General features: G+C 42.9%; 22 protein-coding genes and 1 pseudogene. 3 read left to right on the top strand and 20 right to left on the bottom strand.

The features are described from left to right. Positions 1 to 13: 13 nt before the first annotated feature. Positions 14 to 1,027: a SepM family pheromone-processing serine protease gene (locus HT574_RS02535; protein WP_017434686.1), complete on the bottom strand. Its 1,014-nt coding sequence runs from the start codon at positions 1,025 to 1,027 to the stop codon at positions 14 to 16. After that, the gene (locus HT574_RS02530) at positions 1,027 to 1,812 is read right to left on the bottom strand and encodes a patatin-like phospholipase family protein (protein ID WP_175243352.1); all 786 of its coding nucleotides are present in this window, start codon (positions 1,810 to 1,812) and stop codon (positions 1,027 to 1,029) included. Before HT574_RS02530 ends, HT574_RS02535 begins: the two co-directional genes overlap by 1 nt. 152 nt (positions 1,813 to 1,964) lie before the next feature. Between HT574_RS02530 and ylbJ the strand changes: the two genes are divergently transcribed. Further along, positions 1,965 to 3,182 (top strand): sporulation integral membrane protein YlbJ, encoded by a 1,218-nt coding sequence (gene ylbJ / locus HT574_RS02525; RefSeq protein WP_175243772.1) that lies wholly within the window; start codon positions 1,965 to 1,967, stop codon positions 3,180 to 3,182. A 51-nt stretch (positions 3,183 to 3,233) separates the two neighbouring features. Here the strand turns inward: ylbJ and coaD are convergent, their stop codons facing one another. Both coaD and rsmD read right to left on the bottom strand, forming a co-directional pair. Beyond that, positions 3,234 to 3,740, bottom strand: coding sequence for a pantetheine-phosphate adenylyltransferase (coaD, locus tag HT574_RS02520; protein WP_017434683.1), 507 nt, complete (start codon positions 3,738 to 3,740; stop codon positions 3,234 to 3,236). A gap of 4 nt (positions 3,741 to 3,744) precedes the next feature. Beyond that, the gene (gene rsmD, locus HT574_RS02515; protein WP_175243351.1) at positions 3,745 to 4,314 is read right to left on the bottom strand and encodes a 16S rRNA (guanine(966)-N(2))-methyltransferase RsmD; all 570 of its coding nucleotides are present in this window, start codon (positions 4,312 to 4,314) and stop codon (positions 3,745 to 3,747) included. 396 nt (positions 4,315 to 4,710) lie between these two features. Between rsmD and HT574_RS02510 the strand changes: the two genes are divergently transcribed. Further along, on the top strand, positions 4,711 to 5,100 hold the full coding sequence (locus tag HT574_RS02510) for a DUF7147 family protein (protein ID WP_017434680.1): 390 nt from the start codon (positions 4,711 to 4,713) through the stop codon (positions 5,098 to 5,100). 58 nt (positions 5,101 to 5,158) lie between these two features. Here HT574_RS02510 and HT574_RS02505 read toward each other — a convergent pair whose 3' ends face one another. The 8 genes and pseudogenes from HT574_RS02505 to HT574_RS02470 all read right to left on the bottom strand — a co-directional run. Beyond that, on the bottom strand, positions 5,159 to 5,440 hold the full coding sequence (locus HT574_RS02505; RefSeq protein ID WP_017434679.1) for a YlbG family protein: 282 nt from the start codon (positions 5,438 to 5,440) through the stop codon (positions 5,159 to 5,161). A gap of 21 nt (positions 5,441 to 5,461) precedes the next feature. Further along, on the bottom strand, positions 5,462 to 5,908 hold the full coding sequence (locus HT574_RS02500) for a YlbF/YmcA family competence regulator (RefSeq protein ID WP_309138266.1): 447 nt from the start codon (positions 5,906 to 5,908) through the stop codon (positions 5,462 to 5,464). Between the two features lie 117 nt (positions 5,909 to 6,025). Then, positions 6,026 to 6,415 carry a hypothetical protein gene (locus HT574_RS02495; RefSeq protein ID WP_175243350.1) on the bottom strand — a complete coding sequence of 130 codons (390 nt, stop codon included), beginning with the start codon at positions 6,413 to 6,415 and terminating at the stop codon, positions 6,026 to 6,028. Positions 6,416 to 6,454: 39 nt separating this feature from the next. Beyond that, complete coding sequence (locus HT574_RS02490) at positions 6,455 to 6,688, bottom strand: YlbE-like family protein (RefSeq protein WP_017434676.1); 234 nt, start codon at positions 6,686 to 6,688, stop codon at positions 6,455 to 6,457. An 11-nt stretch (positions 6,689 to 6,699) separates the two neighbouring features. After that, the gene (locus HT574_RS02485; RefSeq protein WP_175243349.1) at positions 6,700 to 7,089 is read right to left on the bottom strand and encodes a YlbD family protein; all 390 of its coding nucleotides are present in this window, start codon (positions 7,087 to 7,089) and stop codon (positions 6,700 to 6,702) included. 103 nt (positions 7,090 to 7,192) lie between these two features. Further along, complete coding sequence (locus HT574_RS02480; RefSeq protein ID WP_175243348.1) at positions 7,193 to 8,209, bottom strand: CAP domain-containing protein; 1,017 nt, start codon at positions 8,207 to 8,209, stop codon at positions 7,193 to 7,195. A gap of 131 nt (positions 8,210 to 8,340) precedes the next feature. Then, positions 8,341 to 8,766: a CBS domain-containing protein gene (locus HT574_RS02475; RefSeq protein WP_175243347.1), complete on the bottom strand. Its 426-nt coding sequence runs from the start codon at positions 8,764 to 8,766 to the stop codon at positions 8,341 to 8,343. 65 nt (positions 8,767 to 8,831) lie between these two features. Next, a pseudogene (locus tag HT574_RS02470) lies at positions 8,832 to 9,022 on the bottom strand (CAP domain-containing protein); the annotation flags it as partial. A gap of 255 nt (positions 9,023 to 9,277) precedes the next feature. On the opposite strand from HT574_RS02470, the gene HT574_RS02465 reads away from it, so the two are divergent. Continuing rightward, positions 9,278 to 9,637 carry a YugN family protein gene (locus tag HT574_RS02465; protein WP_175243346.1) on the top strand — a complete coding sequence of 120 codons (360 nt, stop codon included), beginning with the start codon at positions 9,278 to 9,280 and terminating at the stop codon, positions 9,635 to 9,637. An 85-nt stretch (positions 9,638 to 9,722) separates the two neighbouring features. On the opposite strand, the gene HT574_RS02460 is transcribed toward HT574_RS02465, so the two are convergent. From HT574_RS02460 to cyoE, 8 genes are all read right to left on the bottom strand, one after another. Next, a complete protein-coding gene (locus HT574_RS02460) occupies positions 9,723 to 10,019 on the bottom strand; it encodes an Asp23/Gls24 family envelope stress response protein (protein WP_175243345.1) in 297 nt (98 codons plus the stop codon). A 122-nt stretch (positions 10,020 to 10,141) separates the two neighbouring features. Continuing rightward, positions 10,142 to 10,597 carry a DUF420 domain-containing protein gene (locus HT574_RS02455; RefSeq protein ID WP_081160321.1) on the bottom strand — a complete coding sequence of 152 codons (456 nt, stop codon included), beginning with the start codon at positions 10,595 to 10,597 and terminating at the stop codon, positions 10,142 to 10,144. Positions 10,598 to 10,641: 44 nt separating this feature from the next. Next, on the bottom strand, positions 10,642 to 11,544 hold the full coding sequence (ctaG, locus tag HT574_RS02450; RefSeq protein WP_175243344.1) for a cytochrome c oxidase assembly factor CtaG: 903 nt from the start codon (positions 11,542 to 11,544) through the stop codon (positions 10,642 to 10,644). 122 nt (positions 11,545 to 11,666) lie between these two features. After that, a complete protein-coding gene (ctaF, locus tag HT574_RS02445; RefSeq protein ID WP_017434666.1) occupies positions 11,667 to 11,999 on the bottom strand; it encodes a cytochrome c oxidase subunit IVB in 333 nt (110 codons plus the stop codon). A 4-nt stretch (positions 12,000 to 12,003) separates the two neighbouring features. Continuing rightward, positions 12,004 to 12,624, bottom strand: coding sequence for a cytochrome c oxidase subunit III (gene ctaE / locus HT574_RS02440; RefSeq protein WP_017434665.1), 621 nt, complete (start codon positions 12,622 to 12,624; stop codon positions 12,004 to 12,006). Then, positions 12,624 to 14,492, bottom strand: coding sequence for a cytochrome c oxidase subunit I (ctaD, locus tag HT574_RS02435; protein WP_175243343.1), 1,869 nt, complete (start codon positions 14,490 to 14,492; stop codon positions 12,624 to 12,626). Before ctaD ends, ctaE begins: the two co-directional genes overlap by 1 nt. 28 nt (positions 14,493 to 14,520) lie before the next feature. Next, a complete protein-coding gene (gene coxB, locus HT574_RS02430; RefSeq protein ID WP_175243342.1) occupies positions 14,521 to 15,588 on the bottom strand; it encodes a cytochrome c oxidase subunit II in 1,068 nt (355 codons plus the stop codon). Between the two features lie 92 nt (positions 15,589 to 15,680). Next, positions 15,681 to 16,601, bottom strand: coding sequence for a heme o synthase (gene cyoE / locus HT574_RS02425; RefSeq protein WP_175243341.1), 921 nt, complete (start codon positions 16,599 to 16,601; stop codon positions 15,681 to 15,683). Positions 16,602 to 16,997: the final 396 nt, after the last annotated feature.

Genomic DNA, 16,997 nt, shown 5'->3' with positions numbered 1-16,997 from the left:
ACAAACAGCGAAACTATTGCATCTGTTTTAAATAGCGGATGGCATCATCAAACGTATCGACCGGGACAATTTTCATCTTTGTCCCAATTTTTTTCGCTGTTTTCACTGCTTCGCGATAGTTTGAATCAGCCGCGCCATGTTCATTAGGAGCAAAGAAAATTTCCGCTCCTTCGCGGTCAGCGGCGACAATTTTTTGTGAGATGCCGCCAATTGGACCGACTTCTCCTTCCATATTAATCGTGCCAGTGCCGGCAATTTTATGTCCTTTCGTAATATCTTCCTTCACTAATTGGTTATAAATTTCCAGAGAAAACATTAACCCGGCCGATGGTCCGCCGATTTGTTCAGAGTCAACGCGGACAGGCGGATTTGTAACGATGTCATAATCAGTTGCGAGTGAAATCCCAATGCCGATTTGTTTCGGCTCATGCGGGAATGGCATTAACGCCAGCGTCGCTTCTCTTTGTTTTTTGCCGCGAACAAATGTAACATGAATTTTATCGCCTTTTTTCTTTGCGCGGATATATTTTACCATCTGGTCCGATGTAGTCATCTTTTTTCCGTTGATTGCCACAATGCGGTCGCCGACTTTTAACTGTCCTTCCGCCGGCATATGCGGCAACACGCTCATCACATATACCCCTTTTGTTTTATAGGAAACAGGCTTGCCGGCTTTTTTATAGGCAACAGCAATCGCCGCTTCCTTTGACTGCTCCATCAGCTGAAGCTGGCGCATCGTGTATTCTTCATCTGTTTCCCCTTCTTGTTTAATTTCCTCAAGCGGATAAAGTTCATAAAACGGACGAGCATGGGCAAGAAGATAGGAGATGGCATTCGCTCTTCCCATTCTCACGGTCGTTAACATGAACGTCCCCGCATCATCATCGCCGTGCTCCACATGAACGAGCGGTTTTAAATCTTGTGCGCTTCCGGGCATCGTCACATAGTAGGGAAGCTTAATAAAAATAGCTAGTAATGCTATGATGACGCCAAAGAAAAACGCCATCGCATATGTTCGTTTCTTCATCAGCACGAATGCTCCTTCCACTTTTCAATTGCTTGGCGAATTTTTGCTAGATCTTTTTTTGCCTCCTGTTCTCCGGCCGCGATAATCTCTTCGACATGAGTGAATGCACGGGAACTATATTGCTCCAAACGCGGACGAATCATCACATCCGAGGAAAGCCGCCGATGAGAGACGATTTCGTCCTGCAAAATATCAAGACTTTGTAAAATAACATCGAATATGGAAGTAATTTCCCCATTTACATTCAGTGGTGACACATCAACAGCAATGACCATATCCGCGCCCATTTCACGGACAACGGAAACGGGGACACGGTCGACTACCCCTCCATCTACAAGCAGTCGCCCGCCGATCTCTGCAGGAACAAAAATACCGGGAATGGAAATGCTGGCCCGTACCGCGCGGGCTACCTCACCTTGACGAAACACCACCTTTTTTCCTGTCTTCAAGTCGGTAGCGACAATTGCTACCGGAATCGCTAGTTCCTCTATTTGTTTTCCTTTAGTGAGAAGCCGGATAAACTCGGTAATTCGTTTTCCAGAAATTAATCCCATTTTCGGGATCGTCAAGTCGATAAAATCATTGCGGCGAAACGATTTTGCGAGCTTATATAAACGATCAAGGCCGAGGCCGCTCGCATACAAGGCAGCGACAAGCGCTCCGATGCTGCTTCCTGCTATATAAGAAATTGGAATGCCCTCCTCTTCCAATACCTTCAGCACACCAAGATGGGCAAATCCTCTTGCTCCTCCTGAACCTAACGCCAATCCAATTTTCGGAAACACTCTGCCTCCCCCTTCCGTATGGCGTTCATGGTCCTATCTTATGGTCTAAAACTTCCCCCTATACTCGTATATTAGATTATATGAGGTTGTACATCGCAATAAGACGTTCAAAGGGGGGAGAGAAATTGTCTTCGGCCGGAGGCAGAACAAATATGAAGCAAAAAGCAAAAACCATCTTTCTCGCTTCAGCTGTCACTTTATTCGCCTTTTCCTTAATTTGTTACCCACAGCAATCATTAGAAGCGTCGATTCGCGGTTTAAATATGTGGTGGGAAGTGGTATTTCCATCACTATTACCCTTTTTTATTGTCTCCGAATTATTAATCAGCTTTGGCGTGGTGAATTTGCTTGGCGTTTTACTAGAGCCGCTCATGCGCCCTCTTTTTCGCGTTCCCGGCGTCGGTGGCTTCGCCTGGGCGATGGGAATGGCATCGGGATATCCATCAGGGGCAAAATTAACTGCTCGTCTCTATCAGGAAAAACAAATTTCTGCGATCGAAGCAGAACGGCTCGCTTCATTCACCAATTCGTCCAACCCATTATTTATTTTCGGTGCGGTGTCGGTCGGATTTTTTCATAATCCGAATCTTGGTCTTATTTTAGCCGCTTCCCACTATATGGGAAACATCTGTGTAGGCATGATCATGAGGTTTCACGGCAAAGCAGAAGAAAAAGAAAGACCAAAACGGCCGCGTCGCGCGTTTTCCCTTCCTTACGCTTTCCGTGTTCTTCATGAAACGCGCCTAAAAAACGAACAGCCCCTTGGAAAATTGTTAGGAGACGCCGTACGATCCTCCGTCCAAACATTATTAATGATCGGCGGATTTATCATTCTTTTTTCTGTCGTTAATAAACTGCTTTACATGATGCATATTACAGAACATATCGCTCTTATTTTTCAGTATGTCCTTCACTTGTTACAAATGCCCGAAGAACTTAGCATTCCAATGATTTCCGGCCTATTCGAAATTACGCTCGGCAGTCAAATGATCAGCCAAACCGATGAAGCCGAACTGCTGCAAAAAGCAATCGCAACAAGCTTTGTTCTTGCCTTTGGCGGATTTTCCGTACAGGCGCAAGTCGCAAGCATTCTCGCCGAAGCGAATATCCGCTTCAAACCGTTTTTTATTGCGCGGATGATGCACGGATGCTTTGCCGCTTGCTTTACATATATATTGTGGAAGCCTCTTTATTTGCAAACCGTTGGCAACAACGCAGGGGCCATCCCAGCGTTTTTCGCGGTTCATTCCGCCAGCGGATGGAACAATTACTGGAAGCTGATGCAGCAGTTCGGACCGATTGTGACTATCTCCTTTTTATGCCTTTATATATGGCTTACTGCTGCGGCTATGCCCAAAAAAAAGCAATAGCGCCAAATAAGACGAGGCTGACTTAAAAGAAACGCTCTTTTAAGTCAGCTGTTAATTGCCATCCCCGTTGGAAGCAATAGCAGCAAATTTCCTTTTCAGCGCTTCTTCGACGACAGGCGGCACTAAATCGGAAATATCGCCGTTATATTTTGCTACTTCTTTCACAATGCTCGAACTTAAAAAAGCGTACTGGCTGTTTGTCATCATAAAAAACGTTTCGATGTTTTCATCAAGGACACGGTTCATCGACGTGATTTGCATTTCGTATTCAAAGTCAGAAACAGCTCGCAGCCCACGTAAAATGGCATTGGCGTTTTTGCTGCGCGCATAGTCGACAAGCAGGCCGTGGAACGACTCTACATATACATTAGGAAACGGACGCGTGACCTCCCGCAATAGCTCTATCCGCTCTTCTACGGAAAACAGCGGTTTCTTGGAAGAGTTGTTCAAAACCGCCACATACACTCGATCAAACACCTTTGCGCCCCTTTTAATAATATCTAAATGGCCATATGTAACTGGGTCAAAGCTTCCTGGACAAACTGCAATGCTCGCCATTTTCCTATTCCCCTTTCTCCTCATCCGTATACCGGTAAATCGAAACCGCGGTAATCCCATACGTCTCCTGTTTCCATTTGTACAGGCCTCCTATCTGTTCAGGAAGGCGTATTTCCGCAGCATGTTCGGCAACGACAACACCGTCTTTTTCCAGAAGATGATGCGCATCAATAAAGGAAAGAAGCGATGGCAACTTTTGCTCTTTGTATGGCGGATCAAGAAAAATCACATGAAAGCAAAGCCCGCGTTTGACAATCGCCTTTAACGCCCGTTCGGCATCATTTCGATATATTTCGGCCTGATCTTGCAGTCCGCATGCCGCTACGTTTTTTTTGATCGTTTTCACCGCCTTGGCGTCATAGTCGACAAAAATGACCAGATCGAGCCCACGGCTTAATGCTTCAATTCCAAGACCACCGCTACCGCCGAATAAGTCAAGGCCAACACCGCCGGAAAAATACGGACCGATCATATTAAATATTGCTTCCTTCACTTTATCCGTTGTTGGTCTCGTCGACATTCCTGGAACCGCTTGCAGATGTCTGCCTTTACATTTTCCGGAAATGACTCTCATCGCTTTTCACCACGTTTTAACTTTGATGCTATTCAACGTTAATCCTATCATAAACTTTATTATAGTAAAACAGGCGAATTTTTCATAGTGGCATGTATAGAAATCAACAGACTGTCCATAATGAGTAATGACAACATCCACGCGGATGTTGTTGCCAACCACGGAGAAGACTTACGTTTCCCCATAAGTTCTTCCTCCGGTTTCTCCTCTCCCTTTTCTTTTCCTTTCGTTTGCTTGTTCCTCCGATGCGCGGAGGAAAGCAAATGTAAAGGATCCCTGCAGACAAAGTGCTGCAGGGCTTTTTTTTGTTTTGGAAACAAACGCGAAATTTTTATTTGAAATTTTGCTAAACAATGATTAAAGTTATGTATGAACCATATCATAAGGGGGATATCCATGATTCAGCGTTTTATCGAGCTAGGTGAAGGCTATTCGGATATATATGAATTAATAGAGCTGGCCCGAGCAAATCGCCATCGTTTATCCGGGCTTTTTGCTTTTCATACAGTGAAAAACGGAAAACCGGTAACGTCCTGCGTCGTCGTCCTGCATCCGACCGATCCAGGGGATTTCCAGCCGCTTTACATCTGCCGCGAAGGGATTCCTAATCCATCTGTAAAACCAAACAAGCGCTATGAGCTATTTGCCCAGCTGGCGAAAGAGCTGGGAACGGAGATTATTCATTTGGAAGTAAAACCTTCCACCCTTTTCGCAGAATTGGATCTATATTACCAGCATTTAATCGGCATTATGCGAATGAACCGCTTTATCCCTCCCCTTCAATAGGAAAAAGAAGAGAGGCTGACTTAAAGGCCGGATTAGCCGCCTACCGGGTCAGCCTCTCTTAGTCGGTCGAATATCCTAACGGATAAGAGGAGTCTTTTTCCTTTTCCTCTTTGGATTCAAACTCCAACTTTAAAAATGGGCGGTAAGATGGTTCTACCCGTTTGACAAACGGTAAGGAAGCAAGCTTTTTCATCATTTCATCGACTTGCTCCATATCGCAATATAAAACGACATATTTTAACCGTTTCGAAATATAATGAATGTTGCCGAATTTCCGCAAATGTCTACTATGCTTCAATGAATGAAGCCAAACGATAATTCCTTGTCGTTTTGGAAACATATCACCATTCCCCTTTTTATGCTATATGCGGCAACCGCAGCTTCCTCCCGCTCCGCAGCCGCCAGAACAGCTTGCGGACAAAAAGTACGGGTTTCCCGTTGGGACTTTAATTTGCTCGGATACCGCCTTGCCAATTAAGACACTAATCTCGTCCAGCAGCTCCTGAACCGCGTTTTCCGCTTTTTTAAAAGCGGCAATCGTCTCGTGAAAATCAAGCTCGCGCTTTGCTTCACGTACTTCTTTCATCACTTGATAATAATCAGGATGATACTTTCCAAAGCGCTGCACCTCTTCATATCGCTCCTTCGCTTTCGCAAAACGAGCGATAATATCTTGGGCAACGCGGTCTTGCTTCAGCCGTTGCAAGCAGCGGCGGTATTCTTCCGCCACTTCCGATTGTACAACCATTTTCGCTAATGCTTCTGCTTTATCTAAAATCTCGATGCGCTCGAGAGTTGCAATAATCACGTAATTAGCACCTCCACTGTAATGATACCATGAGAAGAAGGAAAATGAGAAGTGAGGAGGATCAGTTGAACAGGCGGTTAACATAAAAAAAAGTCTGACCTCCCCGTCAGACCTCTCTTATGGAATCGTTACGGAAAATTCATGCAACATTCCAGTGACTTTTCCATCATTATAAACGAGTTCAAGCCGGACGACATGTTTTCCGGCCGGTAATCCGCGCAACATAAATGCTGCTGTATATACCTCATTGATTTTCTGGCCGTTTAAATAGACGTTAATATGCCCGCCATTTTTCCCTTTTTGGAACGGAAAATTGGCAGCGACGCACTCAATCAATACGTCTTTCCCTTTTACACGATGTTTAACCTGGAACGATTTGCTGACTCCTGTCATCGCGTGTACGACGTTAGGCATATTTGTTTGCGGCGTCGGTTTATCATTCCCGCACGCGCCTAACAAAACTACGAAAAATAAACATAACATCATTATTCTTTGCGGCAAAGACATCACTCCTTTGAGAAATAGTCTTTGCCTTTTTGCAAAAAATTAGTCACGCATCGCCTGAAACATATGCAGCATTAAGGAAGCCATCTGCAAAGAATTAGCGATTTTCTCTACTTTATGCGGAATCGTCTGCTTATAGTAATGCAGCGCTTCTAACTCAAACGAAGGCAGCTTGTGCGGGTAGCGGGAGAGAAGGCGATACCAACGCGGCTGTTCGCGAATAAACGATTGCAGCATTTTTTTCTGGCGAATATATTGCATTACTTCTTTCCTCATTGGCGCCCCCCTTAATCTTTGCGAAACGAAAATGGATGTTCATCTTTTGCCGCACTTATATGCTGCTTTTCCGGCCCTTGAAATTGAGTAATAATATTTTGGATGGCAGCAATCGCTTGCTGAACGCTCTCCAAATGTTTCTGTACCTCATCTGAGTCCATATTTTGCAATATATTAGAAATTTTCTCAAGCCATTTGCTGCCTCCTTTCTCTTTTTGCTTCGCCGGTGACTGCTCTTGTTTATACGATTCCCACATTTCATCGTCCTCGCCAAATAAATACCAATCTTCGTAAAACTCTTTCCACGTCTTTTTTCCGCTGCGTACTTCCTGAATAATTTTCGGATGTTTTTTTACAAACTGCTTAAACTTTTCCACCGAAGGATGTAGATGTTTGGCCATCGAATACCTACTCCCCCTTTATCCACTCATGCCTATCTACCATATACTATCGCATATATTGGATTGACGTGCGCCCATTTTTTCCACCATAATGGAAAAGTCATCATTCCTTTTGTTCCCACGTCTTTAAAAAGTCTTGCGTATAATAATCACCGGAAACGCCAACGCCAAGATCAGTAAATTGCTCGTTTAATAATGTTTCGCGATGACTTTTGCTGTTCAGCCACTCCTCTACTGCTTCAATGCCGTCCACCTGATGCGCGGCAATATTTTCCCCAGCCATTTGAAATTTTATATTTGCCTTCAATAGTCGATCTTGCAGATCTCCGTGCTTTGGCGATTCATGAGAGAAAAAATGATGGTCTTGCATATCTTTGCTATGCATGTAAGCGGCGATTGCCGCTTTCTCATGCCAGCGGACCGGATCTACGCGATGGCGGTGCCGGATGACATTCGTAATATCAAAAATTTGCCTTGCGTTCGCCAATTCGACTTCCCGCTGCTTTTTTGCGGATAAAGGAGCGGGATTAGGCAAGATGCCGCGGTATACAAGCTCATACGGCCGTATTTTTACAAATGTTTCCTTTGTCATTAGACGAATGCTTGAAACCTTTCCCGTAAAACGATCGACATATAATTGCGCATAGACATCACCGATTTTGACAATCGGTCGAGAGGCATAATCTTGTTCCGATAACTCGAAGCGGTATGTTCCCGTGCTTAATTTTATTTCCACATTGGACAAAACAGGCATCATTTTAAATAATTCCGAAAGTGGTTGACCAATGTAAAACGGTTTTGCATTTACATGTTCTCCGCATACAAATGCCGTAACAACCTTTCCGTCCATCATCCCTATTTGGAAGTATTCGCTCGCCTTTCGATTATAAATCCACCATTCATAGTCATAGGCAGAAGCGTCGATTCTGGTTGGCGTGCCAAACTTCTTTTTTACATCTTTTTCTGTTTTTCCAATCAGCGAAACAATGCCGCTTTCGACCTTCGGTTCCTTTACAATATGTTTGTTCGATTCTTCTTGCGGCGGGCTAAGTGGAGAGGGACTTGGTGCAAAATAATAAAATCCAATTAATAATAACAAAACAAGGAAAAACCATTTCACATGGCAACTCTCGCTTTCCGAAAAAGATATCCTATTGTCATTATAGCCTTTTTCCCACCGCAAAAAAACGCAAAAAGAAAACGAATCCCCCGCTCTTTCAGGGGAATTCGCCTATACGAACTAATTGCGTTTTAATGAAGAAAATCCCGTTCCGAAATTTCGGTTAATGCCCGACCCGCGCTTTCATCGGAATAACGGTTTGTGGCAAGGTCGCCAAGGGAAACGATCCCTACAAGCTGGCCGTTTTCCACCACCGGAAGACGGCGGATTTGATGACGCGCCATTTGCTCTGCCGCTTCTTGTACAGAAGCATCAGGAGTTACTGTAATTAATTGATCGCTCATTACTTCCGTCACTTGGGTAGAACCTGGTCGCTTTTCGGCGATTCCGCGCACGACTAAATCACGGTCTGTAATCATTCCGATCAATCGTCCATGATCAACGACCGGAATCGCCCCAACGTTTAAATCACGCATTTTTACTGCTACTTCGTATACGTTATCGACAGGTGTGCAATATTCCACATTGGTTGTCATCACATCACGCACTGTTTGCATGATCCTTCTCTCCTTAAATATTTAGTTAGCTATTTCCCAATGAACATTTGTGTCCAATAATGGCCTTATGAACTGCCTTTTGCATAACCGACTCCAATATGAGTAAAATTTTTGTTTAAAATATTGGCACGATGGCCTGGCTATTCATCCATGCGTTGACTACTTCTTGCGGAGTGCGCTGACCTGCAGCAATATTTTCTCCAGCTGTACGGTAACGCATTCCAAAATTTTTCATCATCGTAAATGACAATCCATACTTGGCGTGCCGGCTCCCCATTTCCTGCAATGAATAATAAAACAAGCATAAGTTTTTCATGGCTTATGCCTCCACCTTTTCGCTTTTAGTTTCACCAAATTTTAAAAAAATAACAATTAAAATTTATTTCAAATGGAAAAATGCCGCAAAATAGTAAACAATTCATTGAAAATCCAACCACTTTCATACTATTATAAATGAAGGAATATCTTCTTTTTCGCGTACTAGCATATCGTGTTGTTAGGAGGAATAGAGATGAAATTTGAAAATACTGGAATTGAAAATCAAACCGTCGAGCTTTCTCGCTTAGATGACGTAATGGAACGATTTGGATTCGTTAGAGCCGCCCAATGGGACTATGAAAGAGTTACATACGACCGCAAATTCCAAATCAAGGGAGATATTTTTTATCTGCGCGTGCAAGGATATGCGGTCGAGGGAGACGTCGATTCCCGCTATGCCTTGATCAAATTGCTTACTCCTATTTTAGGCAAATATTATTATCCGCACGGCGTCGAATACGGGGAGGATGAACATTTCCCTTCTTCCCTTGTCAATCAATGTCAAGCGATTTTAGTGCAAGTGAAAGAAGAGCTTGACAAAATTCAAGACTAAATGGCTAGTTTCCAGGAAGAAAAACTGTTGCCGCGAAATTAGCCCATATCAATATAAAAACGCATGAGCAATTTCTCATGCGTTTTTATATCGCCAAGCGTTTCACCACTACATGTACTGCATTCACGGTAAAAGGAGTCATAAATGCGATTTCCTCTGCAATATGCTTTTGTATTTGCTGGCACAATAAAAGAAGCGGTCCTTCTTGCTTCATCACTAATGATACTGTAACCGTACAGCGGCCATCATCGGTAACAACGACATGAACTTCACAATCATCAGCGATGATTTCATTTCGGCCTTGCAGACACATCATCACAATCGTGTGCAGCGTAGCTTGTGCGGCACTCCATTTGCGGAGGCGGGCGGCAACCGTTTTCATCCCTATCTCCCTCCTGCTTTCTCGCCTCACACCAATCATCGGATGTTTTATAAATAAAATATATGCCGTTTTTCCTCAAGCTGCCACTATGAAGAAAAAACCCGACAAAACGGCCGCAGGGTTTAAAAACCTAAAATCGCCTTAATCATCGACGTCGTTTCCCCGCCTTTATAAAATACGTAAAGAAGCAAATAAACAACAACACCGGTTATAGCTGTAAAAAACCATATGACACTGGTAACCGGCCCAAGCCGTCTATGACGGGCCCGTACATCTTTTAAGCCCGTCCAAAGTGTGACAATGCCAAAAATTGCTCCAGCCATAGCCAAAATAATATGAAACACAAGAAAGATCGTATAATACACTTTCACATTGTCAGGACCGCCAAAACTCGTGTTCCCAATAAAAATCGTTCGCGATAAATAAATAATAAAAAACAATAAAGCGAACATCGCTGCAGTTAACATTACCTTTTTATGGGCATCAATGTTTCTCCTCCGTATTAAATACCATCCATACGCTACTAATGCTGCACTAATGACAATACAGCCCGTGCTGATCGTCGGTAAAATCGGCATTCTGTTTCCCCTTTCACGTTATCCGCTTTTTTCTCTATTCATTATTACTTGCCTGGCTGTGGAGAGATAATGGTTTCCACCGACTCTTTTTCCCGCTCTTTTCGATACCAGTCAATAAAAATGAAAAATAACATTGTGCCGTACACAATCTCTTGAATAATTTTCATTAGCACGCCGCCAAGCTGCTGATCATACAGCGGTGGCATCGATAAAAACATTTGCGGACCAGTTAAATTCAACGACGCTAATGTTCCTTTCGGAACACATAATTGTAAGGAAGTAAGCCATGTTTGTGGGTCTGTAAACGTTTGGTACAACGGCGAATTCGCAAAAATAATTAATGCGCATGCCGGCGTCAACAATACCCCATCAGCGAAAATAAATCCAACCTTTCTTAGGCCTGAAAGTGTTTGCCATTGCGGCAATTTGTTTACTAGCGGCCACCACATAAAAAACGCTACGATAAAAATGGCAGTCGTGACGACCGCATGATATAAGGCATTGGTGTTAAGAAAATCAAAAATCAATGGAACGTGGTAAAACGAAAACAATCCATTAAACAATAGGAGGGCAACAAATGGTTTGGTAAAGAACAAAAAAATTCCTTTCACCGCTCTCACTTCGAACATGCGTTCATATAACCAGTTTGGAATTCCTAAAATAAAACACTGTGGAATCATCAGATATAATATAGCCATTTGGATCATATGTGCGCTAAACATCAAATGGCTAAGCAAATCAAGCGGCGATCCTTTACAAAGGTAAAGAAGAACAATCCCTGTTAAAAAATAAACTTTTTGTTTCGGTGTAGCTGGCCCTTCTTTTGTAAATTTATGATGCCATGGGCCAACAATAAGCATATACATAACCGCGATGCATAAGAGAAACAAAAGAAAAAACGGGCTCCACAATGCACGGAATCCGAACATTTGCAACGATGCAATCATTATGTTCACCTCAATTCTTTTCAAGCAACATTATACTATTATAGTCATTTCTTATTCCATGTAGTCATTTCTTATTCCATGTTGAAAAGGGGAATCAGCAATACGCTGATTTCCCCTTTTTTTTACCACCAAACCACCGTCACAAACGCCCAAACGGTAAGAAACGCAACAAATACACCTGCGTAAATAAACAGCGCTGGAAGTTCGTGTCCTTTATGGCTCATATGCATGAAATAGTACAATTGGAATGCTACTTGCACTACTGCAAGAAGAAGAATAAATGGAATTGAAAACCAATGAGAAAATTCATCATAACCGACCGCAGCAAACGAAATTAATGTTAGCAAAATCATTAATACAAAGGAAATAACTTGATGTTTCATTTCCTCCGCGTTTTTTCTGCGGCGATATGCTAAATCAACACGCTCGTTTCCGGAGTTTGTTTGATTCACCATATATTCACCCCACCATTCCCATTAGGTATACGACGGTAAAAATGAATACCCATACAACGTCGATAAAGTGCCAATATAAACTTGCCACATAAAATTTTGGCGCGTTATACAAGTTTAACCCGCGTTTGGCATTGCGAATCATTAATGTCAAAATCCAGGACAGCCCGAACGCAACGTGGCTTCCATGCGTTCCGACTAACGTATAAAATGCAGAAGCAAATGCACTTTTCGTGAATACGTGGCCTTCATGAACGTATTCATTAAACTCGTAAATTTCCAACCCCAAAAATCCTGCCCCTAACAAGACGGTGATGCCAAACCAAAGCATCATTTTCTTAAAATCGAAATTTTTCATATGATAAATCGCATAGACGCTTGTTAAACTGCTCGTTAAAAGAAGCATCGTTGCCACAAACACAAGCGGCATTTGAAACAATTCTTCCGCGGAAGGCCCACCGGCGGTCTTATCTTTCAGCGCCAAGTAGGTAGCAAAGAGGGAGGCGAAAAGAACCGTCTCTCCCCCTAAGAATAACCAAAAACCAATAAATTTATTTTTTCCTTCGAGGGTGGCTCTTTCTGGTGAAGACGGGAACGTTTCCGCTGTTAATTTTTCTTCCACTTGCATTATGCTTTAGCCCCCTTTTTCTCCAATTCAAGAACTTCTTCTTTATGAATATGGAATCCGTGATCATCAATTACCGAACGCAAGAACATCGAACCAAATGTAATCAGCAATCCGATAATGCCGACTGGCAATCCCCAAGAATAATCGTTGTGGTACGTAAAACCGAATGCAGCAACAAACAAACCAAATGAAATGATAAACGGCAGGAAGGAAGAGTTTGGCATATGAATGTCCCCAAGCGGTTCGGCTGGTGTCAGCTCTTTCTTTCCTTCCATTTTTTCAATCCAATATGCATCCAGCCCACGTACAAGCGGAGTTTGCGCAAAATTATATACCGGAGGTGGCGATGAAACCGCCCATTCGAGCGTACGGCCGTCTCCCCAAGCATCCGCTTCCGCTTTTTCGCCTTTTACCGTTGTAATGACAATATTAATTAAAAGAATTACCGTTGCTGCTGCCATAAAGAATGCACCAATCGTACTGATAAGGTTGCCTGTTTCCCAACCTTGGTTCGGCAAGTACGTAAAGACGCGGCGCGGCATTCCCATTAATCCAAGGAAATGCTGAATGAAGAATGTTAAATGGAAACCGATAAAGAATAGCCAGAATGTAATTTTACCAAGTGTTTCATTTAACATTTTACCGAACATTTTTGGCCACCAATAATGGGAGCCTGCTAATAGAGCAAACACAACCCCACCGACGATAACATAGTGGAAGTGCGCTACAACGAAATAACTGTCATGATATTGATAATCCGCTGCTGCTGCTGCGTTCATTACTCCTGTTACACCGCCCATGACGAAAGACGGAATGAACGCGACCGCATAATGCATCGGTGTTGTAAATCGGATATTTCCGCCCCACATCGTAAAGAGCCAGTTAAAGATTTTAATACCTGTAGGAACAGCAATTGCCATCGTCGCAACCGCAAAAATTGCGTTCGCAACTGGCCCCATACCGGTTGTAAACATATGGTGTGCCCATACCATGAATCCTAAAAATCCGATTAACACAGTCGCAAACACCATGGAAGAATAACCGAATAGACGCTTTTTGGAGAACGTCGCAAAAATTTCCGAGAAAATACCGAACGCCGGCAGTACAAGAATATACACTTCCGGATGCCCGAAAATCCAGAATAAATGCTCCCAAATGATCGTATTTCCGCCCGCAGCCGGGTTAAAGAAATTACCGCCAAACAAACGATCCATCATCATAAAAATGAAACCAACGGTAAGCGGCGGGAAGGCAAACAGAATAAGCGCAGAAGTAACAAACGTCGCCCATACGAACATCGGCATGCGCATGTACGTCATGCCCGGAGCACGCATGTTAATAATCGTGACAAGGAAGTTGATCCCTCCCATTATTGTACCAAAACCGGAAATTTGCAAACCGAGCACGTAAAAATCAATGCCATGGGTTGCTGATTCAAGAGATAATGACGCGTATGATGTCCAGCCAGCGTCTGGCGCTCCACCTAAAAACCAAGAACAGTTCAAGAAAAGACCGCCGAAGAAGAACAACCAAAAACCTAACGCGTTTAAGAATGGGAACGCGACGTCACGCGCACCAATCTGAATCGGAACAACTGCGTTCATCATTGCGAAAACAAGAGGCATCGCTGCCAAGAAAATCATTGTCGTACCGTGCATGGTTAATACTTGGTTATATAAACCACCGACTAGAAAATCATTGTTCGGCTTTGCCAGCTGAATGCGGATGAGCAGTGCCTCAATACCGCCCATTATGAAGAAAAGACCACCAGCAATCAAATAAAGATGGGCGATTTTTTTATGGTCTACCGTTGTCAGATAATCCCAAATAACGGCACCGACACCCTTTTTACGTGCTAAGGTACTCACAGTGAAACCTCCCTTTGTTCAATCTCTTTTACTCTACTTTTAAGCTCATTAAATATTTCGCAAGAGCATTAATTTGCTCTTCTGTTAATTTACCATATGTACCTGTCATTTTGTTTCCAGGTTTTACACTTTCAGGATCTCTCAACCATTTCTTTAAGTTTTCTTCATTGTGATCTAAAATGCCAGCAATGCGCTCGCGATCGCCAAAGTTGGCCAAGTTTGGCGCTGTACGCGCTTGTTCCGGACGTTTGTCAACTGGAGTAACAGCGTGACAGCCAATACAGCTTTTATTGAAAATTGCTTCTCCTTGCTTAGCAACCGGATCCGTAACAACCGGTTTCGCATTTTTCATTTTTTCAATCCATTGATCGAATTCTTTTCTAGGAACTGCTTTTACTTTGAAGTCCATCAATGCATGGGAAGGACCGCAAAGCTCCGCACATTTACCGTAGAAAACGCCGCCTGCTTTGTCAGCCGCTTTTTGGTCAAACTCAAGCCAGAATTGGTTTTTGTTCTCTGTATTTGTATCCATTTTTCCACCAACGGCTGGAATCCAGAACGAGTGTTTTACATCGGATGCTTTTAGATTAAAATATACCCGTTCGTTGGTTGGAACGACTAAATCTTGACTTGTGATAACCCCATAGTCTGGATATTCAAATTCCCACCAATAAAGGTTTGCACGAACATTGACAACAAGCGTATCTTTATCGCGCTTTTCTTTATTCATCGGCTTGACATCCGCCAGCTTAAACGTTGCGGAAACCGTTGGAACTGCCAAGATAAGCAATAGAATAATTGGAATGACAGTCCAAATGATTTCAAGTTTATGGCTTCCTTCCACTTGTTTAGGAATTTTGTTTTCCTCGCCCTTACGTTGCCGGAATCGAATGACAACGTATACAAAGATAATCGTTACAACAACAATAACGAGAACCATAATGGCCGTGCTAAGCAGCATCAGCGAATATTGCATGTCTGCTACTTCGCCTGCCGGCTGAAGCGTCGATAAAAACGGCTTTCCACAGCCGGCTAACAGAAGCGCCATCACACTGAAAAGAGAAAACAAGCGCCAGTTACGTAGCCATTTCTTCATAGCCTAATCAAACCCCTCTTTCTACTTGATGAAATAAAAATAAATTTATATGAATTCTTTCTCTTATGGAAAGAATTTTAAACCGCCTTTGTTTACCACAGGGTGGCGATGACCATCGCCACAAATAAAATCGTCAAATAGTTAAGTGAATAAATAAACATCCATTTTGCCCACTTCAAATCATCTTTCATTTTAAATCCATAAAGCCCCAGTGCAAGCCACCCCACGTTTAATAACGTAGCAACAGTTAAAAACGGCACGCCTAATGAAAACAAATAAAACGGTAGCGGCAATAAGCACGCAACCCATACAATGATTTGCCGTTTCGCCATCGCAAAACCATGAACAACAGGAAGCATTGGGATGCCTGCAGCACGGTATTCTTCGCACCGCTTCATTGCTAGTGCCAAAAAGTGTGGCGGCTGCCATATGAACATGATTAAAAATAGAATGAGCGGAACAACATGGAAGCCTGGATCTACCGCTGTCCATCCAATTACCGGCGGCACTGCACCAGAAATGCTGCCGATAACAGTATTAAGCGTATAATTCCGCTTTGACCACATCGTGTACAAAAATACGTAAGTTACCATTCCGATCAGCCCAACGACAGCAGCGGTGGCCGTCGTCATTAGCAAGCTAATCGTTCCTACCGTTACGAGGGCGACTCCAAGCCAAAGCACCCGCTTTGGTTCTATCGTTCCCGTTACGGTCGGCCGTGTTTTTGTCCGTTCCATAAACTGGTCGATATCGCGGTCGATAAAGTTATTAATGCTGCATGAACCTGCTATAACAAGCGCAGCACCAAACAACGTAAAGAATACAATATGGAGGTTTTCCAAAAAACCTTCCCCCGTAAAATAGAGAGCCAACCATAGTCCGGTAAAAGTGGTGATTAAATTCGAGTTGACGATCCCTATTTTTATGACGGAGGAAAGCTCTTTCCAAATGGTCCCTATATTTACACGCGGGCGATCTCCCGCATGGGCAGTATTTGTTTTTAAATTTGACATTCTCCTGTTCCTCCTCATCACACCGCCCACTTTTATACGCTCAATGAACGGTGCCATATAAAAAAATTTTCTTCATGTCCATCATATCATAATGCATTAGCAATCATCTTTGCAGAAAAATGAAAAATATTTCTTAGCATTAGAACAAATAAACCTATTTTCTCTTTATATTAAATCACATTTTCACGGCATAATGTGAACTTTTTTTGAATAATTTGTGTCAAATTTTCGAATTAAAAAACACATTTATTCTCTCTATCAGCAGAAAACGCTTTTACTACTTATCCCATTAATATTTCTAACAAACTTATTCAACTTATTCAATATGTAAACGTCATTTTGTTTTCTGCGTATCATCATGTAAAATTGTATTTGGCTAAATTGCCGTTTTTATTT

The sequence above is a fragment of the Parageobacillus sp. VR-IP genome, assembly GCF_013357975.1.
Lineage (GTDB): Bacteria > Bacillota > Bacilli > Bacillales > Anoxybacillaceae > Saccharococcus > Saccharococcus caldoxylosilyticus.
This window is presented reverse-complemented; position numbering and strand designations above follow the sequence as displayed.